We start from the raw sequence: 23,755 nt of genomic DNA, 5'->3' as shown, positions 1-23,755 counted from the left end.
CATGCGGCCGACCGGTCAGTGGTTGGTGCGGCAGGCCTGTCAGAAGCCCGGCAGCGCGACATCGAAGTGCGACACATGCGGCGGCCCGTCGAAGCAATGTCCGACCAGGCGGCGCCACTCCTGGAAATCGTCGCTGGCCCTGAAGTGGACGGTATGGTCTTCCACCGTCTCCCATTGCACATGCAACAGGTAGGTCAGCGTTTCTTCGAGGCCACGCAGTAGCTGCATCGAAATGCATCCTGGCGCCCTCTGGAACAGCGGCAGCGCCTTGGCCACCGCCTGTTCGAATTCGTCTTCCATCCCTGCCTTGACCTTGATGACAGCGCTTTCCAGAATCATGAGTTCTTCCGCAAAAAAAACGTCGAGGCGAACGCATACCGGCCGGCAACAAGCCGCGCGGGCGCAGCCGTACCGCGATGGACACGGACAGCAACGCATTGTTCTATTTATAACCGATGATTGCGGGAGCGTCTACTTCTTGCTGGAAGCATCGATACCGCAATGCATGCCGTGCGAACGGAAACCGGAAGACGGGCCTGCTCGTACCGACATCGGCTTATTATCCTACATGCGGAGAAACGTTGTCTGACATGACATATTTCCCGAATTTCATCTGGAAGCGGGGACAATGAACGGCATCGATTCCTGGCCGTCGCGGCCATGGCCGCGCTGAAGGCAAGGGTGCGCAGCGTGGACCGCGCCCGCCTCGACCTGGCGCTGGCCGCCGTCCTGGAGGAGGCGAGCCGCTGACGCGCCGCGCCGTCGAATGCCTCAGAACGAATGCTTGATGCCGGTGATGACGCCGCTCTGGTTCAGGCCCGGACCGACCGAGCCGCCGGCCGACAGCGCGAGCGCCGAGCTGCCGCTGTTGACGATGCGGCCCGCCGCCGCATACACGGCGGTGCGCCTGGACAGTTCGTAGACGCCGCGCACCAGCAGCTGCCTGGCGTCGTTGTCGCTGTCGCGGTAGTCCAGCTTCGACACCTGGGCATCGACCTGGAATGCGGGCGCCGCGCGCCAGGTGGCGCCGACATAGTAGAGATTGCTGCGCTGCGTCAGCGCGCCCTCGTTGTCGCGCGCCAGCACGCCGGCCCCGATCTTCCATGCCCCGGCCCTGGCGAAGCCTGCGACGTGCAGGCGGCTGTCGGACAGCCCGCTGCTGTTCAGGCCAGCGGCCGCCGCCGGGCCGCCGTGGATGCGGTCATAGGCGCCGACCACACCCCAGCCTGCGCCGTCGTAGCGCAGCATGGCCGACCATTCGCGGCACTGTTTGCTGTCGGCCGCGCTCTCCCCGGCGCAGCCGGTTCCCGCCGGGCCGCCGGCGCTCGAGGTGTCGCGCCCGGTGCTGTAGGTGCCGGCCACGGTCAGGCCCTTGAACACCCCCTTGTAGGCGATCGAGTTGTCGCTGCGGCCGTTCGGGATGGCCGGGTCGAGCGAGCCCAGTCCGTACTGCGAGGCGGCGAACACGTCGACGTCGAAGGAAGACTGGTAGATCGCGTTGTAGTTGCGCCCGAAGCTGAGCTGGCCCCAGGAGCCGGCCAGGCCGACCCAGGCCTGGCGGCCGAACAGGCGGTTGCCCTGCCCCTGGCTGCCGCTGTCGAGGTAGAAGCCGTTTTCCAGGGTGAAGACAGCCTTCAGGCCGTTCCCGATATCTTCCGAGCCCTTGAATCCCAGCCGGGACGGGAACATGCCGCCGCCCAGGCTGGGCATGCGCACCAGGCTGTGGCCGGCGGCGTCGGCATTGTCATAGTATTCGGCGGCGCCGTCGACGATGCCGTAGATCTGGACATTGGCCTGCGCCGAGGCGTTGGCCATCGTGGCGGCGATGGCGCAGGCCGCCAGGGCGGCGCTGGACACGGGATGTTTCATTGAGGTCTCCTCCATGAGGGTGCGCGGCGGCGCGCCGGCCTCATGGCCGGCGGACCGCATCTGTGTTGCAGGGAGCCCCGCCCAGGGGCGGCGCCTGAAGGGAAAAACGCCGGAAGCCGTCAGGACCGGGACTGGTCCTGGTCCTTGTTCCAGTCGGCGCCGCTGGCGGCGCCCGCGCCGGCGACCGAATACAGCGCCCTGGTGTTGCGCGTCTTCTGGAAGTCTTCCAGTGTCTCGCCGCGCATGGCGGCGTAGATGTGCAGGTTGGACACGCCCACCACCGCGCCCAGCTTCTCCAGCAGGAAGAAGATCGCGCCATAGCGGATCAAGCCCTGCCAGTCGCGCCGCGTGATCAGGTCGCGCTCTTCCGGCAGCAGGCCGGCTTCCTCGTAGGTCGCTTGCGGATCGGCCAGGAAGCGGGCGCGGAACTCCGGCTGGACCAGCTGGTGCAGGTACTTGTTGATACGGTAGCCCTCGACGCTGCGCTGCAGGGTGAACGGATAGGTGCCTTCCAGTTCCTCGACGCCCGCCGTCTGGTGGCGCATGTGGGCGCGCTGGCGCTCGTTGGCTTTCGCGCTCAAGGCGGGATCGGGGTTGGCCTCGTTCTCGTACAGGGCCACCGCGATCCCGGTCATCGACGGCAGGTAGTATTCGCGGTGCAGGCAGCGCAGCTTGCTCGCCATGGCGCCGCGCGCCACCATCCACATCACCACTTCCGCGCTTTCCCAGCCGCCCAGGCGGGCGAAGTCGGCATGGGTCATGTTCAGCAGGGTTTCCGGATCCTTCTCGAACAGGTCGAGGAACTGGTGATCCCAGGGCGTGTTGTTGAAGCCGGCGCGCTCGCCGTGCACCTGGTGCGACAGGCCGCCGGTGGCCACCAGCACCACGTTCAGGTCTTCCGGATAGCTTTCGATCGCACGGCGCAGGCCCTGGCCGAGCTTGAAGCAGCGGCGCGCGGACGGCACCGGGAACTGCAGCACGCCGCACTGCAGCGGCACGATGCTGCCCGGCCAGCCGCCCTCGTGCGGCCACAGGATCGACAGCGGCGAGAAGCAGCCGTGGTCGAGCGGCTTGTCCTGGAAGAAGGACATGTCGAATTCGTCGGCCATCAGCGACTGGCCGATGTGGCGCGCCAGCCCGGCATGGCCGGCGACCGGCGGCAGGTCGCGCGCGCCGCCGCCCTCGTCGGCGACCCGGTACTGGTCGCCGATGCCCAGCGCGAAGGCCGAGTAGTGGTCGAAGAAGAACGAGGTGACGTGGTCGTTGTACACCACCAGCAGCACGTCGGGCTTCTTCTCGGCCAGCCATTGCTGGACCGGTTCGTAGGCCTTGAAGATCGGGGCCCAGGCGGGGTCGTTCTGCTTGCCGGTATCGAGCGCGAAGCCGATGGTCGGGGTGTGGGAGGACGCGATCGCGCCGATGATGTTTGCCATGATGGATCCTTAAGCCGCGACCGTGCGCGGTGCGATACGTGAAGAGATGATGGAGATTGCCGCGATGGTGGCGGGGATGGCCAGGATCGCGATCACGGCGCTGAAGCCCCAGCCCATGGACAGCAGCAGGCCGCCGGCGAAGGAGCCGAAGATGCTGCCGAAGCGGCCCATGCCCTGCATCCAGCTCACGCCGGTGGCGCGCACCGCGGTCGGATAGCAGGACGGGGCGAAGGCGTTCAGGCCGGTCTGGGCGCCGCTCATGCAGAAGCCCGCGAACAGCACGAACATGGCGAAGGTCGAGGACTCGACCGTGCCCGAGGACAGGAACAGGATGAAGGCCGCGCCGCCGATGTACGCCGATGCGATCACCTTGTTGGGCGTGAAGCGGTCCATCAGGTAGCCCACCACCAGGGCGCCGACCGTGCCGCCGAGCTGGAACAGGGCCGTGATGTTGGCGGCGCGCTCGATCGACTGACCGGCGTCCTTGATCATGGTCGGCAGCCAGCCGCTGAGCAGGTAGATCACGAGCAGGCCCATGAAATAGGTGCTCCACAGCGACAGCGTGATGCTGCGATAGGACGGCGACAGCAAGGCCCTGGCCGGTTGGCCGCCCTGGACGGCGGGTTCGCTGATGGTGAAGCTGGTCTGGTGCGTGACATCGGAACCGCAGACGCGGCGCAGGGTCCGGGCAATGCGCTCGGCCGGGTATTTCTTGACCACCATGAAGCGCACCGATTCCGGAATTAGCCAGAGGTAGAACGGCAGGCAGACCAGCGGAATCGCGCCGCCGGCGACCAGCACCGTGCGCCAGCCATGGTCCGGCAGCAGGGCCGCCGCGCCGAAGCCGACCAGGGCCGAGCCCAGGTTAAAGCCGGTGAACATGATGGCCAGCAGGGTGCTGCGCGACTTTTCCGGCACATATTCGGACAGCAGCGTGGTGGTGTTCGGCATCGCCGCTCCCAGTCCGAGGCCGGTCAGGAAGCGCAGCAGCGACAGCGTATAGACGTCGTTGGCCAGCGCGCACAGGATGCTGAACGTACCGAACCAGGCCACTGCCCCCATCAGCAGTTTCTTGCGCCCGTAGCGATCCGACAGCGGACCGATCAGCAGCGCGCCGATGGCCAGGCCGATCGGCGCCGCGCTCATCACGACGCCGAAGGCGGCGCGCGAGATACCCCATTCGCCGATGATGGCCGGCGCCAGGAAGCCCATGATGGCGACGTCCATGCCGTCGGTGGTGATGATGAGGAAGCAAAGGACAAGCAAGAGCCACTGGTAGCGACTCATCTTGCGGCCGTTGATGTGCGCCCGCACATCGAGGGTGTGTGCTGTATTCATTATGTCTCCTGGTCGAATACGAGTGTGGATGTTCCGCGCTGTTGTTCTTGCTTTTTCAGCCGGAATGGCGGCGAGGTACTGAATACCCCTCATGCAATCTGGTGATACCGCACTCGAAGTGTACGTTTCGACTAAGGATGAAGCATTGCTTTCGGCTGGCTCAGTGTTTCAATCTGCTTATCGGCCCTGCAAGGCACCGGCGCCTGCACTCATGCGGAATGGCCCTGGCGCCACTGGGCGCTGATGCTGTCGATCTCGTCGAGCAGCGCGCGCGCCCCCGGGGCCAGGTGGGCGCCCTTGCGCGTCATGACGCCGATCGAGCGCCCCATGCCCGGCATCGCGAACGGCAGCACCATCAGCTGCGAGGTCGCGATCTCGTGGTGCAGCTGGTGCGCCGACAGCACCGTCAGCATGTCGCTCGACAGCAGCAGCCCGCGCAGCAGGGCCAGGTCGCCGGTTTCCACGGTCGGTTCCGGCGGCGCGGCCCCTTGGCGCTGGAAGAACTGGCCCAGCGATTCGCGCAGCGGCGTGCCGGCGCGCGACAGCACCCAGGGATACCCTCCCAGGTCGGAAACATGCAGCGTCTTCTTCGCCGCCAGCGGATGCCCGGCGCGCGCCACCAGCGCCGCCTCGTCGTCGAACAGGGCGCGCGCGGCGAAGGCGTCGCCGGCGCTGGCGCGCTGCGCGCCGATGATGAAGTCGATCCGGCCGCTCAGCAGCCCGGCGGTCAGTTCCCCGTACGGACTCTCCAGCGAGCGCACATGCAGGCGCGGATGGCGCCGCAGCACCGAGGCGATCGCCGCCGGCAGCAGCTGGGAGCGCGCCAGCGGCAGGGCGCCGATGGTGACCGTGCCCTGCACCACCCCGGCCAGCGCCGCGACATCTTCCGGAATATGGCGCAGTTCGGCCAGCGCCCGTTCGAAGCCTTCGATCCAGCGCCGCCCGGCCTCGGTCGGCAGCATGCCGTGCGCGGTGCGCAGGAACAGCGGCTGGCCCAGCATGTCCTCGAGCCGCGCCACCGCCTGGCTGATCGCCGACTGCGAGCTGCCCATCGCATGGGCGACGGTCGGCATGTGGTGGACCTCGGCCAGCAGCGCGGCCGCCTGCAGGCGCCGTTCGTTCAGCAGGGCTTCGATGGCGCCGACCTTGGGTCCGCCGCGCTCCTGCAGGCGCACGGCGTCGTCGCGCACCGCGTGCAGTTCCTCCTCGATGCGGTCGGCGCGCAGGCGCACCACCTCGCCGGCCGCGGTGAGCAGCATGCCCCTGCCCTTGCGCTCGAACAGCGGCACGTCCAGGCTTTCCTCCAGCGCCGCCACCGAGCGCGCCACCGCGGACGAGGCGCGGAACAGCGATTCGGAGGAACGGCGGATGCCGCCGGTGGCGGCGACGACGCGGAAGGCATGCAGGTGGCGGAGGCTGACGAAACTCATGGACGGGACCGGGAATGTGGAGGGTGATAAGAAAATTAGAACAGTGTTGGGCGCACAAAGCAACCAAGGCCGAGGCTGTGCCAAAGATACTTGCGTACATCGAAAAGCACACCGAGACCCGTCATGACCACCGACCAACCTTCCGACCTCCGTCCGGTTCCGTGCATCCTGATGCGCGGCGGCACCTCGCGCGGCCCCTTCTTCCTCGAATCCGACCTGCCCCCGGACCCGGCCGCGCGCGACCGCGTGCTGCTGGCCGCCATGGGCTCGCCCGACCGCCGCCAGATCGACGGCCTGGGCGGCGCGCATCCCCTGACGAGCAAGGCCGGCATCGTGCGCGCCAGCACCACGCCGGGCGTCGATCTCGACTTCCTGTTCGCCCAGCTGCAGCCCGACAAGGAGACGGTGGACACGACCCCGAATTGCGGCAACATGCTGGCGGCCGTGCTGCCCTTCGCCCTCGAACGCGGCCTGCTGCCGATCAGGGACGGCGCGACCACGGCGCGCATCCTGACCCTCAACACCGGCATGCAGTGCGATGTCACGGTCCCGACGCCGGACCGCCGGCTGCGGTACACGGGCGCGGCGCGCATCGACGGCGTGCCGGGCACTGCGGCGCCGATCACCATCAATTTCCTGGACACGGCCGGCTCGGTCTGCCCTGCGCTGCTGCCCAGCGGCCGGGTCAGGGACGAGGTGCTGGTGGACGACGGCGTGGACGCGTTCGGCGTGCAGGCCACCCTGATCGACAACGGCATGCCGATGGTGATCGTCCGCGCCGCCGACTTCGGCCTGACCGGCTACGAGACGGTCGAGGAACTGAACGGCAACGGGCGCTTGCGCGCCCGCCTCGAAGCCCTGCGCCTGGCCGCCGGCCCGCTGATGGGCCTGGGCGACGTGAAGGGCAAGAGCTATCCGAAGATGTGCCTGGTGGCCGCGCCGGCGGCCGGCGGCAGCATCGCCACCCGCTGCTTCATCCCGCATGTCTGCCACGAGGCGATCGGGGTGCTGGCGGCGGTCACGGTGGGCACCGCCTGCGTGCTGGAAGGCTCGGTCACCCAGGGCATCGCGCAGCTGCCGCAGGGCCTGCGCAAGACGGTATCGGTCGAGCACCCGACCGGAGAATTCAGCGTCGAGCTCGAACTCGACGCCCACGACCGGCAGCGGGTGACGCGCGCCGCCCTGCTGCGCACGGCGCGCCCCATCATGCGCGGCGAAGTGCTGATCCCCGAATAAATCCACAGGAGACCCCATGCGACAACCATTGATCATCGACTGCCACGGCCACTACACGACGGCCCCGAAGGCGCTCGAGGAGTGGCGCAACCGCCAGATCGCCAACCTGGCCACGCCGGCGCTCGGACCCAGGCCATCGGAACTGACCATCAGCGACGACGCGCTGCGCGATTCGATCGAGACCAACCAGCTGCGCCTGATGAAGGAACGCGGCTCGGACCTGACCATCTTCTCGCCGCGCGCCAGCTTCATGGCCCACCACCTCGGCGACTTCGAGACCAGCGCCACCTGGGCCGCGATCTGCAACGAGCTGTGCTACCGCGTCTCGCAACTGTTCCCGGACAGCTTCATCGGCGCGGCCATGCTGCCGCAGTCGCCCGGCGCCGACCCGAAGACCTGCATTCCCGAGCTGGAGCGCTGCGTCAAGGAATACGGCATGGTCGGCATCAACCTGAATCCCGACCCCTCGGGCGGGCACTGGACTTCGCCACCGTTGTCGGATCGCCACTGGTATCCGATCTACGAGAAGATGGTCGAATACGACATCCCGGCGATGATCCACGTGAGCACCAGCTGCAACGCCTGCTTCCACACCACCGGCTCGCACTACCTGAACGCCGACACCACGGCTTTCATGCAATGCCTGACCAGCGACATGTTCAAGGACTTCCCGACCCTGAAGTTCCTGATCCCGCATGGCGGCGGCGCCGTGCCCTATCACTGGGGACGCTTCCGCGGCCTGGCCCAGGAGATGAAGAAGCCGCTGCTGCAGGAGCACCTGCTGAACAACATCTTCTTCGATACCTGCGTCTACCACCAGCCGGGCATCGACCTGCTGACGAAAGTGATCCCGGTGAAGAACGTGCTGTTCGCCTCCGAGATGATCGGCGCCGTGCGCGGCATCGATCCGGACAGCGGCCACTACTACGACGACACCAGGCGCTATATCGAGGCGGCCGCGCTGAGCGACGAGGACCGCTTCCGGATTTTCGAAGGCAATGCGCGCCACGTCTTCCCGCGCCTGGACGCCGCCCTGAAACTGAAAGGACTGTAAAGATGAGTATTTCCCTGATGAACCGGCTCGGCATCGTCAAGCGCCACATCGGGCGCGCCGACCGCGCCGCCGCCGAACGCCTGGGCAGGCTGGGCAGCGCCACCGTGCACGAGGCGATGGGCCGGGTCGGGCTGCTCCAGCCCCATATGCGCCCGATCTATCCGGACGCCCAGGTGTCCGGCACCGCCGTCACCGTGCTGCTGCACCCGGGCGACAACTGGATGCTGCACGTGGCGGCCGAACAGATCCAGCCGGGCGACATCGTCGTCGCCGCCATCACCGCCGAATGCAGCGACGGCTATTTCGGCGACCTGCTGGCCACCAGCTTCACGGCGCGCGGCGCCCGGGCCCTGGTGATCGACGCCGGCGTGCGCGACGTGCGCGTGCTGAAGGAAATGGGCTTCCCGGTGTGGAGCAAGGCGGTCAGCGCCAAGGGCTGCATCAAGTCCACCCTGGGCTCGGTCAACATTCCGGTGATCTGCGCCGGCGCCCTGGTCAACCCGGGCGACGTGATCGTGGCCGACGACGACGGCGTGGTGGTGGTGCCGGCCGGCGACGCGGCGCGCGTGGCCGGCGTCGCCGAACAGCGCGAGGCGCTGGAAGGCGAGAAGCGCGCCCGGCTGGCGGCCGGCGTGCTGGGCCTGGACATGTACGACATGCGCGGCCCGCTCGCCAAGGCCGGACTTGCCTACATCGATTGAGCCGGCGCCGGCGCCCGGACCTGTCGCCGATCAAGGCCCGCCCCGCCTCCCCTCCTAGAATAGCCCTCTGAAGCCCTGCCCACGGCGGCACCGGCTGAAGTTCGGCATTCACGGGAGGGCACATGGCACTGCTTGGCATTCCGGGAGCGCGTCATCCGGCCCGCGTGCCTGGACGGGCGCGCCGCCAGCGCGAACAGGGTGCGTTCGCCATCATGTTCGTCCCCCTGCTGTTCGTGATGCTGGGCATGTGCGGCCTGGCGCTCGACCTCGGCATGGTCTACAACCGCAAGGCCGAATTGCATGGCCTGGCAAAGACGGTGGCCCTCGCCGCGGCGCGCGAGTTGAACGGCAGGGCCGCGGGAATCGACGCCGCGCTGAACAAGGGCCGCGAAGCCGCCCTGCGTTTCAAGGTCGGGTACAGGATGCCGGTGACCTGGAACGACAACGCGATCAGCTTCAGTACCACTCCCGCCCCCGGCGCCGAGTGGGTGAGCGCCGCGGCCGCCAGGGCGACGCCCGCGGCGCGCTTCTACGTCAAGGTCGACACCGCGGAACTGGCGCAGGAGACCGGCCTGGTGCGCGCGCTCTGGATGCAGGTGCTGTCGCAGTCGCTGGCCACGGCCAGCATCCGCGAACGCGCCGTCGCCGGCCGCACCACCACCAATGTCCTGCCGCTGGCGGTGTGCGCCATGTCGCCGGTGCCGGGCGCAGCGCGCGCCAACGCGGGCGGCCCCCCCGAACTCGTCCAGTACGGATACCGCCGCGGCCTGGCCTATGACCTGATGCAGCTCAATCCGGGCGGAACCGCCCCGGCGAACTACGTCGTCGATCCGGTCTCGCCTCCCGGCGGCCTGGGCGCGGCGGGGAACACCACCCCGGGCGCGGTCGCGCCCTTCATCTGCAAGGGCGCCATGTGGGTGCCGCGTGTGACCGGCGGACCGATCCGGGTCTCATCGCCCTTCCCGCTCGACGCGCTGTACCGGGAACTCAATTCCCGTTTCGACGACTATGGCGCAGGCAGCTGCGATCCGAACGGCGCGCCTCCCGACTACAACATCAAGGCCTATGCCTACGATGCCGCGAAGGGCGTCGTGTGGATGAACCCGAAGCCGACGCGCCAGGGCGCGGCCAGCCACGCCGAAGGCGGCCGCCTGCAGACGATCGCCGACCTGCCGGCGCCGCCGGCCGGCACCGCCGCCGGCATGTATGGCCCGCTCTGGTCGTATGCGCGCGCCGTCAGGTTCTCGGCCTACCAGGAGGGCGAGCCCGAACCGGCCGCGGGCTACGCCAGGTTCAGCCCGTCGGACTGGGGCAAGCTCTATCCCCCGGGGCCGGGCTCCGTCGGCTTCCCGTCCCCGGCGCCCTACCAACTCAGCAGCGGCGACACCTACAAGTCGCCGGCGGCGGCCCGCGCCGACATCTCGGCCCTCGACCGGCGCCTGCTGCATGTGCCCCTGCTGTCGTGCCCGGTTTCCGCGGGAACCAATGTGGGCGCGACGGCGGTCGCGATCGGCAAGTTCTTCATGACGGTCCCGGCGACGGCCACCAGCCTGGTGGCCGAATTCGCCGGGATCGCCAACGAAACCACCCTTGCCGGCCAGGTCGTCCTGTACCCATGAAGCCCTTTCCTACCCTTTTCCCGCGCGAGCGCGGCGCGGCGGCCATCGAACTGGCCCTGCTGCTGCCGATCCTCGTGACCTTCCTGGGCTTCTCGCTGTTCTGGGGGCGCTACTTCTGGCATTACACGGCGGCGCAGAAGGCTGCCCATGACGCGGCCAGGTATCTGTCGACCGTTTCCGAGCAGGAGATGCGCGAGCCCACGCTGACGCCGGCCGCGGCCGCCCTTGCCCGCGGCATCGCGCTGGCCGAAATCGAGGACCTGAATCCCGGCCGCATCGCGCCGGCCGTCATCGTCCTCTGCGGCGGAGAAACCTGCGTCGGCGCCCAGGGCATGGCCTTGCCCGCCACCGTCAGCGTGACGATACGCATGGGCGTGCACGACATCGCAGGCCTGGTCGACTTCGGCCGCTATGGCGTGCCGATCGAAGTCACTTCCGAGATGCGCTATGTCGGCAACTAGCGCCAGCCGGGCGCGGCCCCGGCGCAAGCCCTCCTTCCAGGCCGGGGTCGCCGCGATCGAGGTGTCCCTGCTGGCCCTGGTCTTCTTTTCGCTGGTGTTCGGCGTCATCGAGATCAGCAGGCTCATGTATGTGTTCAATTCGGTGCAGGAAGCGACCAGGCGGGCCGCCAGCGCCGCCACCATGACCAGCCATCGCGACACGGCGGCCCTGGCGAGCATCCGCCAGCAGGCCGTGTTCCGGAACGATCCCGGCTACCTGCCGTTCGGCGCTCCCGTATCGGACCGGAACGTCCGCATCGACTACCTGGCCCTGGTGCGCAATGGCGCGGGGCTGTCCCTCACCCCCATTCCCGAGGCCGCGCTGCCGCTCTGCCCGCGCGAGAATCGCCGGGTCTGCCTGACCAACCCGAATGCGAGCAACTGCATCCGTTTCGTGCGCGCCCGCATCTGCGAGGACGATGGCGCGGCCCAGTGCAATCGCCTGGACTACAGCCTCGTCACTCCGCTGCTGCCCCTGACGGTCAAGCTGCCCCGGGCGACGACGATCAGCCTGGTCGAATCCTTCGGCTCGATGCCGGAAGGAACACCTTGCCTCTGAGCGCCGCGCTTCGCGTCCGTCCCGCTGTTCAATCGCGGCGGGCTTCGTGGTATCGTCTTCTTCACTGACAGGCGCGGGCCCCACGGGACCCCGGCCCGGGCCGTCAGGGAGGGGGGGACATGAACAGGCCACTGAGGCGTGCACTGCCCATTGCTTTGCTGCTCCTGCCCGTGCTCGCGCAGGCGGCGCCGCTGCGCGTCGTCATGGACGAGAACTATCCGCCCTTCGTCTACCGCAAGCCGGACGGCACGCTCGAAGGATACACGGTCGACATCTGGCGCCTGTGGCAGAAGAAGACCGGTGTGGAGGTCGAGCTGGTCGCCGTGAAATGGGCGGATGTGCAGCCGACCCTGCTGCGCGGCCAGGCCGACGTGATCGATCCCATCTTCCGCACCGAGACACGCTTGTCCACCCTCGATTTCACCCAGCCGTATGGCACGGTGTCGACGGCCATCTATGCCGACGCCACGATCGCGGGCATCCACGATATCGCCAGCCTGAAGGATTTCGAGGTCGCGGTGCAGGCGGCCGACGCCTGCGCCGAACAGCTGCAGCGCGCCGGTGTCGGCGAACTGCGCATCTTCCCGTCCTACCAGGCGCTGCTCGACGCGGCCGCCAGCCAGCGCGTCAAGCTGTTCTGCCTGGACCAGTACTCGGCCGATTTTCACCTGTACCGCCTCGGCCTGCAGCGGCGCTACGTCAAGGCCTTCGAGGTGAAGCGCGACGAGCTGCGCCGCGCGGTCAGGAAGGGCGACGAGGCCACGCTCGCGCTGGTCGAACGCGGCATGGCGCGGATCACGCCGGCCGAAGCCGAGGCCCTGCACAACAAATGGATGGGCCGTCCGCTGCTCTTCACGCGCTATGCCGAACGCCTGGTCGAGGCGCTGCTGGCGCTGGCGATCCTGATCCTGCTGCTGGGCTTCTGGCTGAGGTCGGTGCGCCGGGCGGTGCGCACCCGCACCGCCGAACTGGAGCGGGAAAAGGCGCAACTACGCACACTCGTGGAAAGCAGCCCGGACCTGATCTGGCTGAAGGACGCCGCCGGGGTCTACCGGGCCTGCAATGCCGGCACGGCGGCGCTGTTCGGCCGACCGCGCGAAGAGATCATCGGCCGCACCGACCATGAGCTGTTCGAGGCGCACGAGGCCGACCACAACCGCAGCCACGACGCCGCGGCGCTGGCTGCCGGGCGGCCGCTGCGCTACGACGAACAGGTCGCCATGCCGGGGGCGCGCGGCGTGCGCATGTTCGAAACCATCAAGACCCCGGTCGTCAAGCCGGACGGGACCATCCTCGGCGTGCTGGGTGTCGCACGCGACATCACCGAACGCAGGCAGCAGGAGCAGACCATCCACGAGCAGGAGCGCCTGCTCTCGGAGATGAGTTCGCTGGCCCGGATCGGCGCCTGGGAGCTCGATCCGGGCACCGGCGCCTTCCAGTGGACCGACGAAGTGGCGCATATCTACGACTTCCCTCCATCCCAGCCCTTCACCCCCGAGGCTTGCCTGAGCTGCTACACGCCGGAGGGGCGCGCCGCGCTGGAGGGCGCCCTCGATGCGGCATGGACGCGCGGCGAGCCGTTCTCGATCGAACTGGAAATGGTCGACGGCGCGGGACACCACAAATGGCTGCGCTCGATCTGCGGCCCCGTGATCGTCGACGGACGCATCGTCAAGCTGCGCGGCACGGTGCAGGACGTCACCCAGCGCCGCGACCTGGAAGAATCGATGCGGATGGCGAACCTGATCTACCAGACCAGCTCGGAAGCGATCGTCGTCACCGACGAGGCCAACCATGTGGTCGACGCCAATCCGGCCTTCACGGAACAGACCGGCTACCGGCTGCCTGATGTGCTCGGCGCCCCGCCGCCCATGTTCGATTCGAGCATGCACGACGGCCGTTTCTACGATCACATGTGGCAGGAGCTGATGGCGAACGATCACTGGCAGGGCGAGATCCAGGATCGCAACCGGGATGGCTCCTTCACCGCCAAGTTCGTGAACATCCGCGTGATCCGCCACCCGGACGGGCGCATCTACCGGCACGTGATCCAGTTCAACGATATCAGCGAGCGCAAACAGAAGGATGAACTGATCTGGCGCCATGCCAATTTCGACGTGCTGACCGGCCTGCCGAACCGCCGCCTGTTCTTCGACCGCCTCGAGCAGGACCTGAAGAAGGCCCACGGCGCCGGCCGCGGGCTGGGCGTGCTGCTGGTCGACCTCGACCGCTTCAAGGAAATCAACGACAGCATCGGGCACCTCAAGGGCGACAGCGCGCTGATCGGAATGACCCGGCGGCTGGCGGACTGCATTCCCGAGGACGCGACGCTGGCCCGCCTGGGCGGCAACACCTTCGCCCTGGTCGTGTCCGAATTCGACGGGCGCCCGCACCTGGAGACCACGGCCGAAGCGGTGATCCGCGCGGTGGCGCAGCCGCTGCAGGTCGGACCGGACGATGTGGTGCATGTGTCCGCCAGCGTCGGCATCAGCGTGTATCCGGAGGACGGCAACAATGCCGCCGACCTGGTCAGGAATGCGGAACACGCCGTCTACCTGGCCAAGGCCGCCGGACGCGGCGGCTTCCAGTACTTCACGCCCTCGCTGCAGCAACAGGCGCAAACCAAGCTCATGCTGACCAACGACTTGCGCGAAGCGCTCGCGCGCCAGCAGCTGCAGGTGCACTACCAGCCGATCGTCGACGTCGCCACGGGCCGGATCCGCAAGGCCGAGGTGCTGTTGCGCTGGTTCCATCCGGGACACGGCATGGTCAGCCCGGCGCGCTTCATTCCCCTGGCCGAGGAAACCGGGTTCATCGACGAGATCTGCGCCTGGATGCTGGACGAGGCCATCGCCAGCATCGAGCGCTGGCGCGACAAGTATGGCTGCGTGGTCGAACTGAGCATCAACATTTCGCCGGTGCAGTTTCAACGGCGGGGCCAGCTGCCCTGGCTGGACCGGATCGTGAATGCAAGCTTGCCGCCCAACAGTATTACGGTGGAACTGACCGAGGGTGTGCTGGTGAGCGACGCGGAGCAGGTCACGCGCTGCATCGGCACGCTCCACGCGGTCGGCGCCCGGGTCTCGATCGACGATTTCGGCACCGGCTTCTCGGCCCTGTCCTACCTGAAGAATTTCGAGGTCGACTACCTGAAGATCGACAAGTCCTTCATCAACCACGTGACCGAGAACGGCAGCGACAAGGCCTTGACGGAAGCCATCGTCGACATGGCGCACCGCCTCGGCATCGCGGCCATCGCCGAAGGGGTCGAGAACCGTGCCCAGCGCGACGTGCTGGCGGCCGTGGGCTGCGACTTCATCCAGGGATTCTTCTACTCGCCGGCGGTGACGGCCGAGAACTTCGAGCACTTCCTGGAACGCGAACCCGGCGTCGCCGCCGCTTGCGCCGTGCGCTAGTGGGTCACGTGGCAACGGGAGTGGCCAATCAAAGCGATGGATTTTTGCGCCAGGCCAGGCGCAAACCGCAGCGATAGCTGGCTATCGCGAGGATTTGCAACAACGCCTGGTGCAAAAAAAAGACGCGCTTTCATGCCCCGATCTGCTGCCAAGTGACCCACTAGCTGTGCAGCAGCCGGATGATGGTCTCGATGCTGTACGGCTTGGAGGTGAAGAGATAGGGTTGCCGGGCCCCGGCCAGCAGCGAGGGAATGGTGTAGCCGGAAGTCAAGATGACCTTCACCCACGGATACCGTTCCCTGATGCATTCCGCCAGCTGCAGGCCGGTCATTCCCGGCATCATGACGTCGGAGAAGACCGCGTCGATTTCCCGGTCGCCTTCCAGCGCCCTCAAGGCGTCCGGCCCGGAGTAGGCGACCATGGCCTCTACCCCATTGCCACACAACAAGGCCGCGGCCAGGTCCGCCAGGTCGGGCTCGTCGTCGACGACCAGCACCTTGCGCAAGGCGGCGCCGCTTGTCTCTACCGCATCTTTGTCAGCACCCAAGAAGTCACCTCCATCCGGACGCAACCTGCCTTCATGCCCATCCGCACCATACGCCGCCAGGTCCCGAGCGGCCCATGGCATTAGTATCGGTGAAAACAAAGCCATGAGGCAAACGATTCGCTTGCGGCCGCATCCGGCGCGGTCATGGCCGCGGGGGCGGCGGATCGACCGGCGTGGGCAGCGGCAGGCCGTCGAAGTGGGCGGCGAGGTTGGCGATCGCGAGCTGCCCCATGGCCGTCCTGGCCTCGACCGTGAAGCTGCCGACGTGCGGCGCCAGGACCACGTTGTCGAGCGTCCTCAGGGCCTGTGGCACGCGCGGCTCGTCCTCGAACACGTCGAGCGCGGCGGCGCCCAGGCGGCCCTGCTGCAGGGCCGCGACCAGGGCGTCCTCGTCGACCAGCGAACCGCGCGCGATATTCACCAGGGTGCCCTCGGCGCCCAGGGCGGCGAGCACCTCGGCGTCGACGATCCTGTGCGTCTGCGGTCCTCCGGGCGCGCAGACCACCAGGTAGTCGCTGTCCCGCGCCAGCGCCAGCAGCGAGTCGCTGCGCGCGTGGGCGGTCGCGGCCACGCTGCGCTGGTAGTAGCGGATCTCCATGCCGAAGGCTTCCAGGCGCCGGGCGACCGCCTGGCCGATGCGGCCGAAACCGAAGATGCCGGCCACCTTGCCGCGCAGGCTGCGGGCCGGCGTCAAGGGGAGCTTCGCTTCCCACTCGCCGGCGCGCACATAGCGATCCAGCTGCGGCAGGCGGCGCGCGCAGGCGAGCAGCAGGCCCGCCGCCAGGTCGGCGACGTCCTCGGTCAGCACGTCGGGCGTGTTCGTGACCTGGATGCCGCGCTGCCGCGTCGCCTCGAAATCGACCGCGTCGACACCGGTGCCGTGGACGGCGACGATCTCCACCAGCGGCAGGCGCGCCAGCCGCGCCGCATCGATCCCGATGGTGCCGACCGTCAGCACGCCGCGCACGGCGGCGCCGACGCGGTCGAGGAAGGCGTCCTGCTCTTCGCGGGGTACGCGCGCTAGGTGATGGCACACGAAGCGGCGCTCCATCTCCTCGAGCACCTGGGGGATCCAACCCGAACCGGTTACCAGTATTTCAGGGCGCATGCCTGCCTCCTCATCAAGTTGTCTGACATCTGATGAGTATAGCCCAACTGTTGGCGTGAAGCCGGTTTCCGGTTCGGGAACGTATACTATGCGCCATCGATTCAACTATCCGGCACAGATGAAAACTACCGACACGGTGACCCGGGAGATACCCAAGCACGAACTGATCGATGGCCTGGTCAAGGGCCTCGGCGTGATCCAGGCCTTCACCGAGGAGTCGATGCGCATGGGCGCCAGCGAAGTCGCCGCCAGGGTCGGCATCAGCCGCAGCGCGGCGCGGCGCTACCTCCTGACACTGGTGCACCTCGGCATGGCCGCCACCGACGGCCACGACTTCTGGCTCACCTCCAAGGTGCTCGGCCTGGGCCGCTCCTACCTGGATTCGGCGCGCCTGCCGCGCGCCATCATGCCCTTCCTGCAGCGCCTCACGCACGACCTGCAGGAGTCGACCAACTTCGCCGTGCTGGAAGGCGACGACGTGGTCTACGTCAGCCGGGTCAACGCGCCGCGCGTGCTGCGCGGCGGCTTCGATCCCGGCACCCGCCTGCCCGCCCACGCCTCCACCGCCGGACGGGTCCTGCTGGCGGCCCAGACCGATGCCGGGATCAGGGCCTACCTGGAGCGGGTCGAACTGATCGCCTACACCCACATGACCCTGGTCGACCGCGACCAGCTGTTCCTGGAACTGCAGCGGATTCGCGAAGCCGGCTACGGCGTCAGCGCCAACCAGTATGAAATGGGCTTGCGCGGCATTTCGGTGCCGGTCAAGAACCGGCGAGGCGCCGTGATCGGGGCGCTCAGCGTGTCGATGATCATCTCGAACATGCCGGAGAACGAAGCGGTGGCGCGCTGCGTGCCGGCGCTGCAGGCCACCGCGAATACCCTGATGCTCTGGGTTTGAGTTCTTCCTAGCGCTCGCCCAGTTCGTGCATCGGCGTGCGGCAGGTCTCGCGCGCGGTGGCGATCGCGAGCGCCGCCACCGCGCAGGCCAGGCTGACGAACACCGCCACCGGCACCCAGCCATCGCTGCCTGGCAGGATGATGGCCGCGCTGATGGTGGGTGCGAAACCGCCGAGGGCGAATCCGAGCTGGGTGCCGATCGCGATGCCGGACAGCCGCACCCGGGTCGAGAACATCTCGCCGTACAGCGCCGGCCAGACGCCGTTGGCGGCGCTGTACACCACGCCCGACAGGGCGATGCCGAACACGAACACCAGCGGCAGGTCGGCGCGGCTGATCGCCCACAGGTAGGGCCAGACCAGCGCCGCCGAGGCCAGGGCGCCGAAGATGAACACCGGCCTGCGGCCCACCCGGTCGGCCAGCAGGGCGAACAGCGGAATCGCCGCCAGCGCCACCAGGTTCGCCAGGATCAGGACCGTGAGCATGGTCGAGCGCGCGATCCCGACCGTGTTCACCGCGTACGACAGGGTGAACACGCTGAAGATGGTGCTGACCACCGACACCTGGGCGCCGAACACCACCCGCGCCAGGCTGGCCTTGTGGGTGGCGAACAGCTGGGCCACCGGCAGCTTGTCGTCTTTCCCGGGCGCGTCTTCCTGGAAGGCCGGCGTTTCCGGCAGGGTGCGGCGCACCCAGAAGCCGACCGCCACCACGATGGCGCTCAGGTAGAACGGGATGCGCCAGCCCCAGGACAGCAGGTCCGCTTCCGGCAGCGCCGACACCGGCAGGAACACCAGGGTCGCCAGGATCAGCCCGGCCTGGGTGCCGCTCAGGGTGAAGCTGGTGAAGAAGGCGCGCCGGTGGGCGGGCGCGTGCTCCAGGGTCATCGAATTGGCGCCGGCCTGTTCGCCGGCGGCCGAGATGCCCTGGGCCATGCGCAGCACCACCAGCAGCACCGGCGCCAGCAGGCCGATGCTCTCGTAGCTCGGCAGCAGCCCGACCAGGAAGGTCGAGACGCCCATCAGCAGCAGGGTAAAGGTCAGCACCTTCTTGCGCCCGTAGCGGTCGCCGATGTGCCCGAGCAGCACCGCGCCGAGCGGACGCGTGACGTAGCCGACGCCGAAGGTGGCGAAGGCCGCCATGGTGCCGGCCATCGGATCGAAGGCCGGGAAGAACACCTTGCCGAAGACCAGGGCGGCGGCGGTGCCGTAGATGAAGAAGTCGTAGTATTCGACCGCGCTGCCGATCCAGCTGGCCAGCGCCGCCTTGCGCGGCGAGCCGGCCTTGGGCGCCGGAGGTGCCGGGGGTGGCGGGGACGCGGCCTGTTCCCGCGCATCGAGCCTTGCTGCTGTTTCCATGTTGGTCTCCTGAATATTCTGTGTTATCCGGCTCGGCGGCCGCTATCCGTTCGTCCTGCCCGTCACGCCGGCGCCCGGTGGCCGCGTCCCAGCACCGGCAGGCTGCGCCGCAGTACCTGGTCGGTCACCCACTTGGCCGAGCGCCAGGCGCGCTGCGCCACGATCTCGGGCGAGAGCTGCAGGTAGTCGTCGTTGAAGACCTCGAAACTGTAGTCGCCGCGGTAGCCGGCGCGGTCCAGGCGCCGCAGCAGGTCGGACAGTTCGCTCGAATGCAGGCCTTCGCCAGGGAACACGCGCAGGTGGCGCGCCGTCTCCAGCCTTTCCTCGGCGCTGCGGATCTCGCGCCACATGAAGTCGGACAGCTGCACCAGCGCGATCTTGTGGCCCGGGATGTCGCCCAGTCCGTCGAGGTCCGCGCCGTTGGCCAGCATGTGGAAGGAATCGATCACGACCCCGAGGTTGGCATGTTCCGCCATCTCGACCGCTTCCCACGACTGTTCGTAGCCGTTCACGTGGCGGCCCCAGGACAGCGCCTCGTAGCCGACCCTGACACCCAGCGGCACCCCGAGGTTGGCCAGCTTGGCCAGGTCGCGCGCGATGTGGGACATGTCGCCGCTGGCGTGGCTGGAGGTGCTGGAGCACACCATCAGCAGGGGCGCGCCGACCGCCTTGCAGACCTGCAGCATGTTGCGCGCGATATCGAGCTTGTACTCGTGCAGCGGGCCGGCCAGGCCTTCGTAGTCGCGCATGACCTGGATCCCGGTCACGCGCACGCCGCTGGCTTTCACCAGGCGCACCGCCTCGGCGAGGCCGCCGGGATGGCCGGCCAGGTCCTTCGCCCACAGCATGATCTGCGAGAAGCCGGCCGCCTTCGACGCCGCCAGCTTGGATTCCAGCGGTCCGGCCAGCGTGATGCTGTCCATCCCGAAGTTGGACAGGTTCATAGCGCCTCCAGCGCGCGGAACGCGTCCGCCGAGACACCCGGCCAGCCGAACAGTTCCAGGTAGAGCGGCGACTGTTCGATCATCATCTCCTTGCCGAACTGGATGCGGCAGCCGCGCGCGCTCGCATCGCGCAGCAGGCGCGTGTATTCGATCTTCATGCCGCAGTCGGCGACGATGCAGTGCGTTCCCACGCCTTCCAAACTGAGCGGCTGCGGATCGTCCGCGTGCATGCCCAGCGGGGTGGCGTTGACCACCAGGTCGTAGCCGGCCGCATGCGGCGCGCCGAGCCCCACGTCGGTCGCCGGGAAGGCATCCTGCAGGCGCCGGCGCAGCTGCTCCGCCTGTTCCGTGCGGACGTCGCAGATCGCCACATGCCTGACGCCGCGCGCGGCCAGCGAGGCCGCCACCGCGCAGCCCACGCCGCCGGTGCCGACCACCAGGGCGCGCGCATTGGCGTAGTCGAAAGGCGCCTCCAGGCAGGTGCGATCGAGCGCGCGCACGAAGCCTTCGCCGTCGATCAGGTCGCCGACGATGGCGCCTTCCGCGTCCTTGTAGATCGCATTGCAGGCGCCGGCCAGCAGCGCGCGCCGGGTCGGCCTGTCGACCGCGCCCACGCTCATCGGCTTGTGCGGGATCGAGACGAAGATGCCGCCGACATTCTCCATCGACGTCATCAGCATGCGCACCGCCGCCGCGTAGTCCTGCGGCGCGATCTTCAGGGGAATCACGCGGGCGTCGATGCCATGGCGCTCGAAGTAAGCGTTGAACAGGGCCGGCGCCTTCACCTGCTCGACCGGCCAGCCGATGACGGGGAAGATGCGGGTGGTGCCGCTGATGGGCAGGCTCATGCTCGCGCCTCCAGGCGGCTGGTCACCAGTTCGAAGCTGACGCCGCCCTTGTACAGCTGGGTCAGCGCGCCCTTCTCGCTCGGCTGCACGCCCTCGCGGTCGACGAACACGATGCCGCGCCCCTTCAGTTCGCGCACGGCGGCCGGCACGTCGGGTGCGCCCATGCCGATGCGCAGCAGCTGTTCGTCCCAGTGCCGGGTGGCGCCGGTCTCGGGCGGCTCCACCAGTTGCAGGTAGAAGCTGTGGCAGGGACTTTCGAGCAGCACGCCGCGCGGCATCACGCCGAAGCTGCGCCCTTCGGGCAGCGGCTGGAAGTCCATCAGCTGCTGGTAGAAGTCGATCCACTCGTTCGCGCGGCCCTCGCCGATGGCCTGGACCACGCCGAAGAAATGCAGGCCGGCGATGGCGGGCGGATTGCCCGGGGCGGCGGCGACCGGCTTGAAGTCGACGTCGTAGATGGAAAAATCGCGGAAGCGGTCGACGAAGTACAGGATCGAATCCCCTGCCCCGTGCACGCCCGGTATGTTCAGCTCCATGGCGCCGGCGCGGGTGGCGATCGGCCAGGCGCCGCGCTCGAGGGCGCGCCGGTAGGCCATGTCGGCGTCGCGCACGCGCAGCGCGATGGCGCTGATGATGGTCGACTGGACTTCGCTGCCGGCATGCGGCAGCGCGCGCGGATCGGCGTTCACGATCACGTTCATGCTCCCCTGGCGGTACAGGGTCACTTCGCGCGAACGGTGGCGCGCGGTGAGCACGAAGCCCACCTGTTCGAGCAGCGCCCCCAGCGCCAGCGGCGCGGGGGTGGCGTACTCGATGAATTCGATGCCGTCGATGCCGAGCGGGTTATGCGGTTCCGGATTACCTTTTTGCGCAATCATCGTCTGTCTCTCTATTCTTGATGTGTTGGGCGCACCGCCACCTCTCGTGGATCGGCGTACATCAAGTATATGGACGGGACGCGCACCAAAACAGGGCTGGCGCGCGCGATTTGTCCGCTAATCGCGCAACGCATCCGCCATTCGCTCAAAGCGGAATTTTTCGAAGCACTTTCGCTCCAGCGTCTTCAAGTCGCCTGAATGCTGCCCCCTGTCGTGGCGGCAGGGGCAGTGATATCAGTCTGCCTGATTCACTTTGTTGCGGAAAGTGATGTCAGTGCTGTCGGCGCGTAGAGCGCGCTCTGGAAATCGGGTACGTATTCATACTTCAACATCTTCCCCAGTTTCAGGGACTTGATGTAGGAAGACAGACTTCCATCGCTCAGCTGCAGGCCGGCCGACTCCGCTCTTTTGCTCGACGCGTGGCGAAGCTGTCGAGAAAGCGTGTGCCCGGTGGTTAATCGCCCGCTCGCGTCGAGATTGGTAAAGCTGTTTTTGACGAAAGTCGCCTCATTTGACAGAGCTCCCAACTTTTCGCCCCGGAACACGACGTCGGCCTTCCCCGTTTGGCTGTCGGCGATCGTGAACGTGAGACTTTTTCCATTTTCTTCGATGTCGATACCGGTCAACCATTTCGGCAAGTTGTATCCGACAATGCCTCTCACCCTGGCCAATTCCGTATTCACCGGCAGCTTGAGTACATAGCCCCAGTAATCGTCCGACATCGCTTGACGCAGCAGGGATACCGGGCCGAGATCGATCGTGCCCGGTTTCGTCGTGACGATGGAGAGCGAAATTTCGTTGTAGCTGTCATTATCGCAATATTGATATTCGTAAGCCGTCAGCGCAACGACGCCGCGCCCCGGCCAGAGTTGAACCGGCTGGACCGCTTTCATCACCTCCACAGGCATCAGCTTCCGCAACCGCTCGATATCGGCAGTAAAGATCGCGGTGATCCTGCGGTTCTTGTAATAAAAATTTGGCGAGTAGGTCTCGAATCCCACATCTAACTTGACTTTGGGAATAGTCCTGAACCAGCTCACATCCACTCCAGGCGCCTCCGCCTGAACGACCGACAGGGGTGTATTCGACCGGTAGCGGTCGTACAGTCCGCCTGCGACAACAGGGACGCTGTAGTCTGCGATATCGATGGTCCTGGTGGACGGCGTCGCCGGCTCGCTTCCGCTCAGCGTGTCCGCGTGACTCGCCGCGGCACCCGGCAAGGAAACCGACAACACCAGTGCTCCTGTTTTCAAATTCATGTATCGCTGCCTTCTCAGTCATTAATGGGTAACCATGAACAGGAAAGCGGCTCCCGGCATAGCGGGAATTCACGAGCCTGCCCATCGCATGGCGGCAGGTTTCATCATGCGGGCCTGACAAATCAGGGCGCCAAGTGGCGAAACCTCCATGCCATCCTAAGGTTGAACCCAGGTTCAAGGTCAAGCGAGCAAAGACGATCCAGGTGAAACGTGCCGGGAATCCCGCCGCCGAGGCTCCCGCTATCAGGAACCGTTCTTGCCATCCGAAATACCCACCGAGTCCATCACTCTGCTAGCGTTGTCCTTGCACGCCATTCCCTCGGGCTTGGAGTTGATGAGCTCAATAAGGGAACGAAGATGGGCCTTGTTCTGCGCGAGCCGGACTTCCATGGATTCGATGTCATCCAGCTTCTTGTGCAGCATCGCCATCAATTCATCATGTCGCCAGTTCGTGGAATTCGCGGGCAACACCTGCTTGATCTCGTCAAGCGTAAAGCCGGTCTGTTGCGCATTCATGATGATGGAAAGGATCGCCACCGCTTCGAGCGGATACTCCCGGTAGCCGTTCGAAAGGCGGCCGACCGATTTCAACAATCCTTTGGATTCATAGAACCGGATCGTTGACGGCGCAAGACCCGTGCGCTTGGCAAGGTCGCCGATTTTCATGTACCTCTCCTTTCTGTCTTTACTGCTTCAATGAACTACCCGCAGCGTTGCTGGAACTCTGTCGTCCTACGTGACGGGCACTTGCTGCCCAC

The 23,755-nt window shown here is 67.1% G+C and carries 21 protein-coding genes; 8 read left to right on the top strand and 13 right to left on the bottom strand.

Annotated features, from left to right (window positions below; translation table 11 throughout):
- Window positions 1–39 precede the first annotated feature (39 nt).
- The 5 genes from H162_RS0108505 to H162_RS0108480 form a co-directional block, all read right to left on the bottom strand.
- On the bottom strand, window positions 40–339 hold the full coding sequence (locus H162_RS0108505; RefSeq protein WP_020653034.1) for an antibiotic biosynthesis monooxygenase family protein: 300 nt from the start codon (window positions 337–339) through the stop codon (window positions 40–42).
- 432 nt (window positions 340–771) lie between these two features.
- A complete protein-coding gene (locus tag H162_RS0108495; protein WP_026354413.1) occupies window positions 772–1,869 on the bottom strand; it encodes a porin in 1,098 nt (365 codons plus the stop codon).
- Between the two features lie 119 nt (window positions 1,870–1,988).
- Complete coding sequence (locus H162_RS0108490) at window positions 1,989–3,302, bottom strand: gallate dioxygenase (RefSeq protein ID WP_020653031.1); 1,314 nt, start codon at window positions 3,300–3,302, stop codon at window positions 1,989–1,991.
- 9 nt (window positions 3,303–3,311) lie between these two features.
- On the bottom strand, window positions 3,312–4,640 hold the full coding sequence (locus H162_RS0108485) for an MFS transporter (RefSeq protein ID WP_020653030.1): 1,329 nt from the start codon (window positions 4,638–4,640) through the stop codon (window positions 3,312–3,314).
- Window positions 4,641–4,849: 209 nt separating this feature from the next.
- The gene (locus H162_RS0108480; RefSeq protein ID WP_020653029.1) at window positions 4,850–6,070 is read right to left on the bottom strand and encodes a LysR family transcriptional regulator; all 1,221 of its coding nucleotides are present in this window, start codon (window positions 6,068–6,070) and stop codon (window positions 4,850–4,852) included.
- A gap of 123 nt (window positions 6,071–6,193) precedes the next feature.
- Here H162_RS0108480 and H162_RS0108475 point away from each other — a divergent pair, with 123 nt between their 5' ends.
- The 7 genes from H162_RS0108475 to H162_RS32580 all read left to right on the top strand — a co-directional run bounded on the left by H162_RS0108475 (window position 6,194) and on the right by H162_RS32580 (window position 15,155).
- Window positions 6,194–7,306, top strand: coding sequence for a 4-oxalomesaconate tautomerase (locus H162_RS0108475; RefSeq protein ID WP_020653028.1), 1,113 nt, complete (start codon window positions 6,194–6,196; stop codon window positions 7,304–7,306).
- Between the two features lie 28 nt (window positions 7,307–7,334).
- Window positions 7,335–8,360 (top strand): amidohydrolase family protein, encoded by a 1,026-nt coding sequence (locus H162_RS0108470; RefSeq protein ID WP_020653027.1) that lies wholly within the window; start codon window positions 7,335–7,337, stop codon window positions 8,358–8,360.
- Window positions 8,361–8,377: 17 nt separating this feature from the next.
- Window positions 8,378–9,061, top strand: coding sequence for a 4-carboxy-4-hydroxy-2-oxoadipate aldolase/oxaloacetate decarboxylase (ligK, locus tag H162_RS0108465; protein WP_020653026.1), 684 nt, complete (start codon window positions 8,378–8,380; stop codon window positions 9,059–9,061).
- Between the two features lie 122 nt (window positions 9,062–9,183).
- A complete protein-coding gene (locus tag H162_RS0108460) occupies window positions 9,184–10,680 on the top strand; it encodes a pilus assembly protein TadG-related protein (protein WP_020653025.1) in 1,497 nt (498 codons plus the stop codon).
- Window positions 10,677–11,141 (top strand): TadE/TadG family type IV pilus assembly protein, encoded by a 465-nt coding sequence (locus H162_RS0108455; protein ID WP_020653024.1) that lies wholly within the window; start codon window positions 10,677–10,679, stop codon window positions 11,139–11,141. The genes H162_RS0108460 and H162_RS0108455 overlap by 4 nt, the downstream gene beginning before the upstream one ends.
- Window positions 11,128–11,739 (top strand): TadE/TadG family type IV pilus assembly protein, encoded by a 612-nt coding sequence (locus H162_RS0108450; protein ID WP_020653023.1) that lies wholly within the window; start codon window positions 11,128–11,130, stop codon window positions 11,737–11,739. The genes H162_RS0108455 and H162_RS0108450 overlap by 14 nt, the downstream gene beginning before the upstream one ends.
- Before the next feature lie 119 nt (window positions 11,740–11,858).
- Entirely contained in the window at window positions 11,859–15,155 is a 3,297-nt protein-coding gene (locus tag H162_RS32580; protein WP_084676965.1) for an EAL domain-containing protein, read from the top strand.
- 160 nt (window positions 15,156–15,315) lie between these two features.
- On the opposite strand, the gene H162_RS0108440 is transcribed toward H162_RS32580, so the two are convergent.
- Both H162_RS0108440 and H162_RS0108435 read right to left on the bottom strand, forming a co-directional pair.
- On the bottom strand, window positions 15,316–15,702 hold the full coding sequence (locus H162_RS0108440) for a response regulator (RefSeq protein ID WP_229451982.1): 387 nt from the start codon (window positions 15,700–15,702) through the stop codon (window positions 15,316–15,318).
- A gap of 142 nt (window positions 15,703–15,844) precedes the next feature.
- Window positions 15,845–16,810 carry a 2-hydroxyacid dehydrogenase gene (locus H162_RS0108435; protein ID WP_026354410.1) on the bottom strand — a complete coding sequence of 322 codons (966 nt, stop codon included), beginning with the start codon at window positions 16,808–16,810 and terminating at the stop codon, window positions 15,845–15,847.
- A 118-nt stretch (window positions 16,811–16,928) separates the two neighbouring features.
- Between H162_RS0108435 and H162_RS0108430 the strand changes: the two genes are divergently transcribed.
- A complete protein-coding gene (locus H162_RS0108430; protein WP_026354409.1) occupies window positions 16,929–17,711 on the top strand; it encodes an IclR family transcriptional regulator domain-containing protein in 783 nt (260 codons plus the stop codon).
- Between the two features lie 7 nt (window positions 17,712–17,718).
- Here the strand turns inward: H162_RS0108430 and H162_RS0108425 are convergent, their stop codons facing one another.
- The 6 genes from H162_RS0108425 to H162_RS0108400 form a co-directional block, all read right to left on the bottom strand.
- Entirely contained in the window at window positions 17,719–19,068 is a 1,350-nt protein-coding gene (locus tag H162_RS0108425; protein WP_020653018.1) for an MFS transporter, read from the bottom strand.
- 62 nt (window positions 19,069–19,130) lie between these two features.
- The gene (locus tag H162_RS0108420; protein ID WP_020653017.1) at window positions 19,131–20,012 is read right to left on the bottom strand and encodes a sugar phosphate isomerase/epimerase family protein; all 882 of its coding nucleotides are present in this window, start codon (window positions 20,010–20,012) and stop codon (window positions 19,131–19,133) included.
- Window positions 20,009–20,860: a shikimate dehydrogenase family protein gene (locus tag H162_RS0108415; RefSeq protein WP_020653016.1), complete on the bottom strand. Its 852-nt coding sequence runs from the start codon at window positions 20,858–20,860 to the stop codon at window positions 20,009–20,011. The genes H162_RS0108420 and H162_RS0108415 overlap by 4 nt, the downstream gene beginning before the upstream one ends.
- Window positions 20,857–21,738: a 4-hydroxyphenylpyruvate dioxygenase gene (locus tag H162_RS0108410; RefSeq protein ID WP_020653015.1), complete on the bottom strand. Its 882-nt coding sequence runs from the start codon at window positions 21,736–21,738 to the stop codon at window positions 20,857–20,859. The genes H162_RS0108415 and H162_RS0108410 overlap by 4 nt, the downstream gene beginning before the upstream one ends.
- Window positions 21,739–21,986: 248 nt before the next feature.
- Window positions 21,987–22,997 carry an acetoacetate decarboxylase family protein gene (locus H162_RS0108405; RefSeq protein ID WP_051109901.1) on the bottom strand — a complete coding sequence of 337 codons (1,011 nt, stop codon included), beginning with the start codon at window positions 22,995–22,997 and terminating at the stop codon, window positions 21,987–21,989.
- Window positions 22,998–23,240: 243 nt separating this feature from the next.
- Window positions 23,241–23,663: a MerR family transcriptional regulator gene (locus H162_RS0108400; RefSeq protein ID WP_020653013.1), complete on the bottom strand. Its 423-nt coding sequence runs from the start codon at window positions 23,661–23,663 to the stop codon at window positions 23,241–23,243.
- Between the last annotated feature and the right edge of the window lie 92 nt (window positions 23,664–23,755).

Source organism: Massilia niastensis DSM 21313 (genome assembly GCF_000382345.1).
Lineage (GTDB): Bacteria > Pseudomonadota > Gammaproteobacteria > Burkholderiales > Burkholderiaceae_D > Telluria > Telluria niastensis.
The sequence above is the reverse complement of the archived record's forward strand: the minus strand, read 5'-3'. Positions and strand labels throughout refer to the sequence as shown.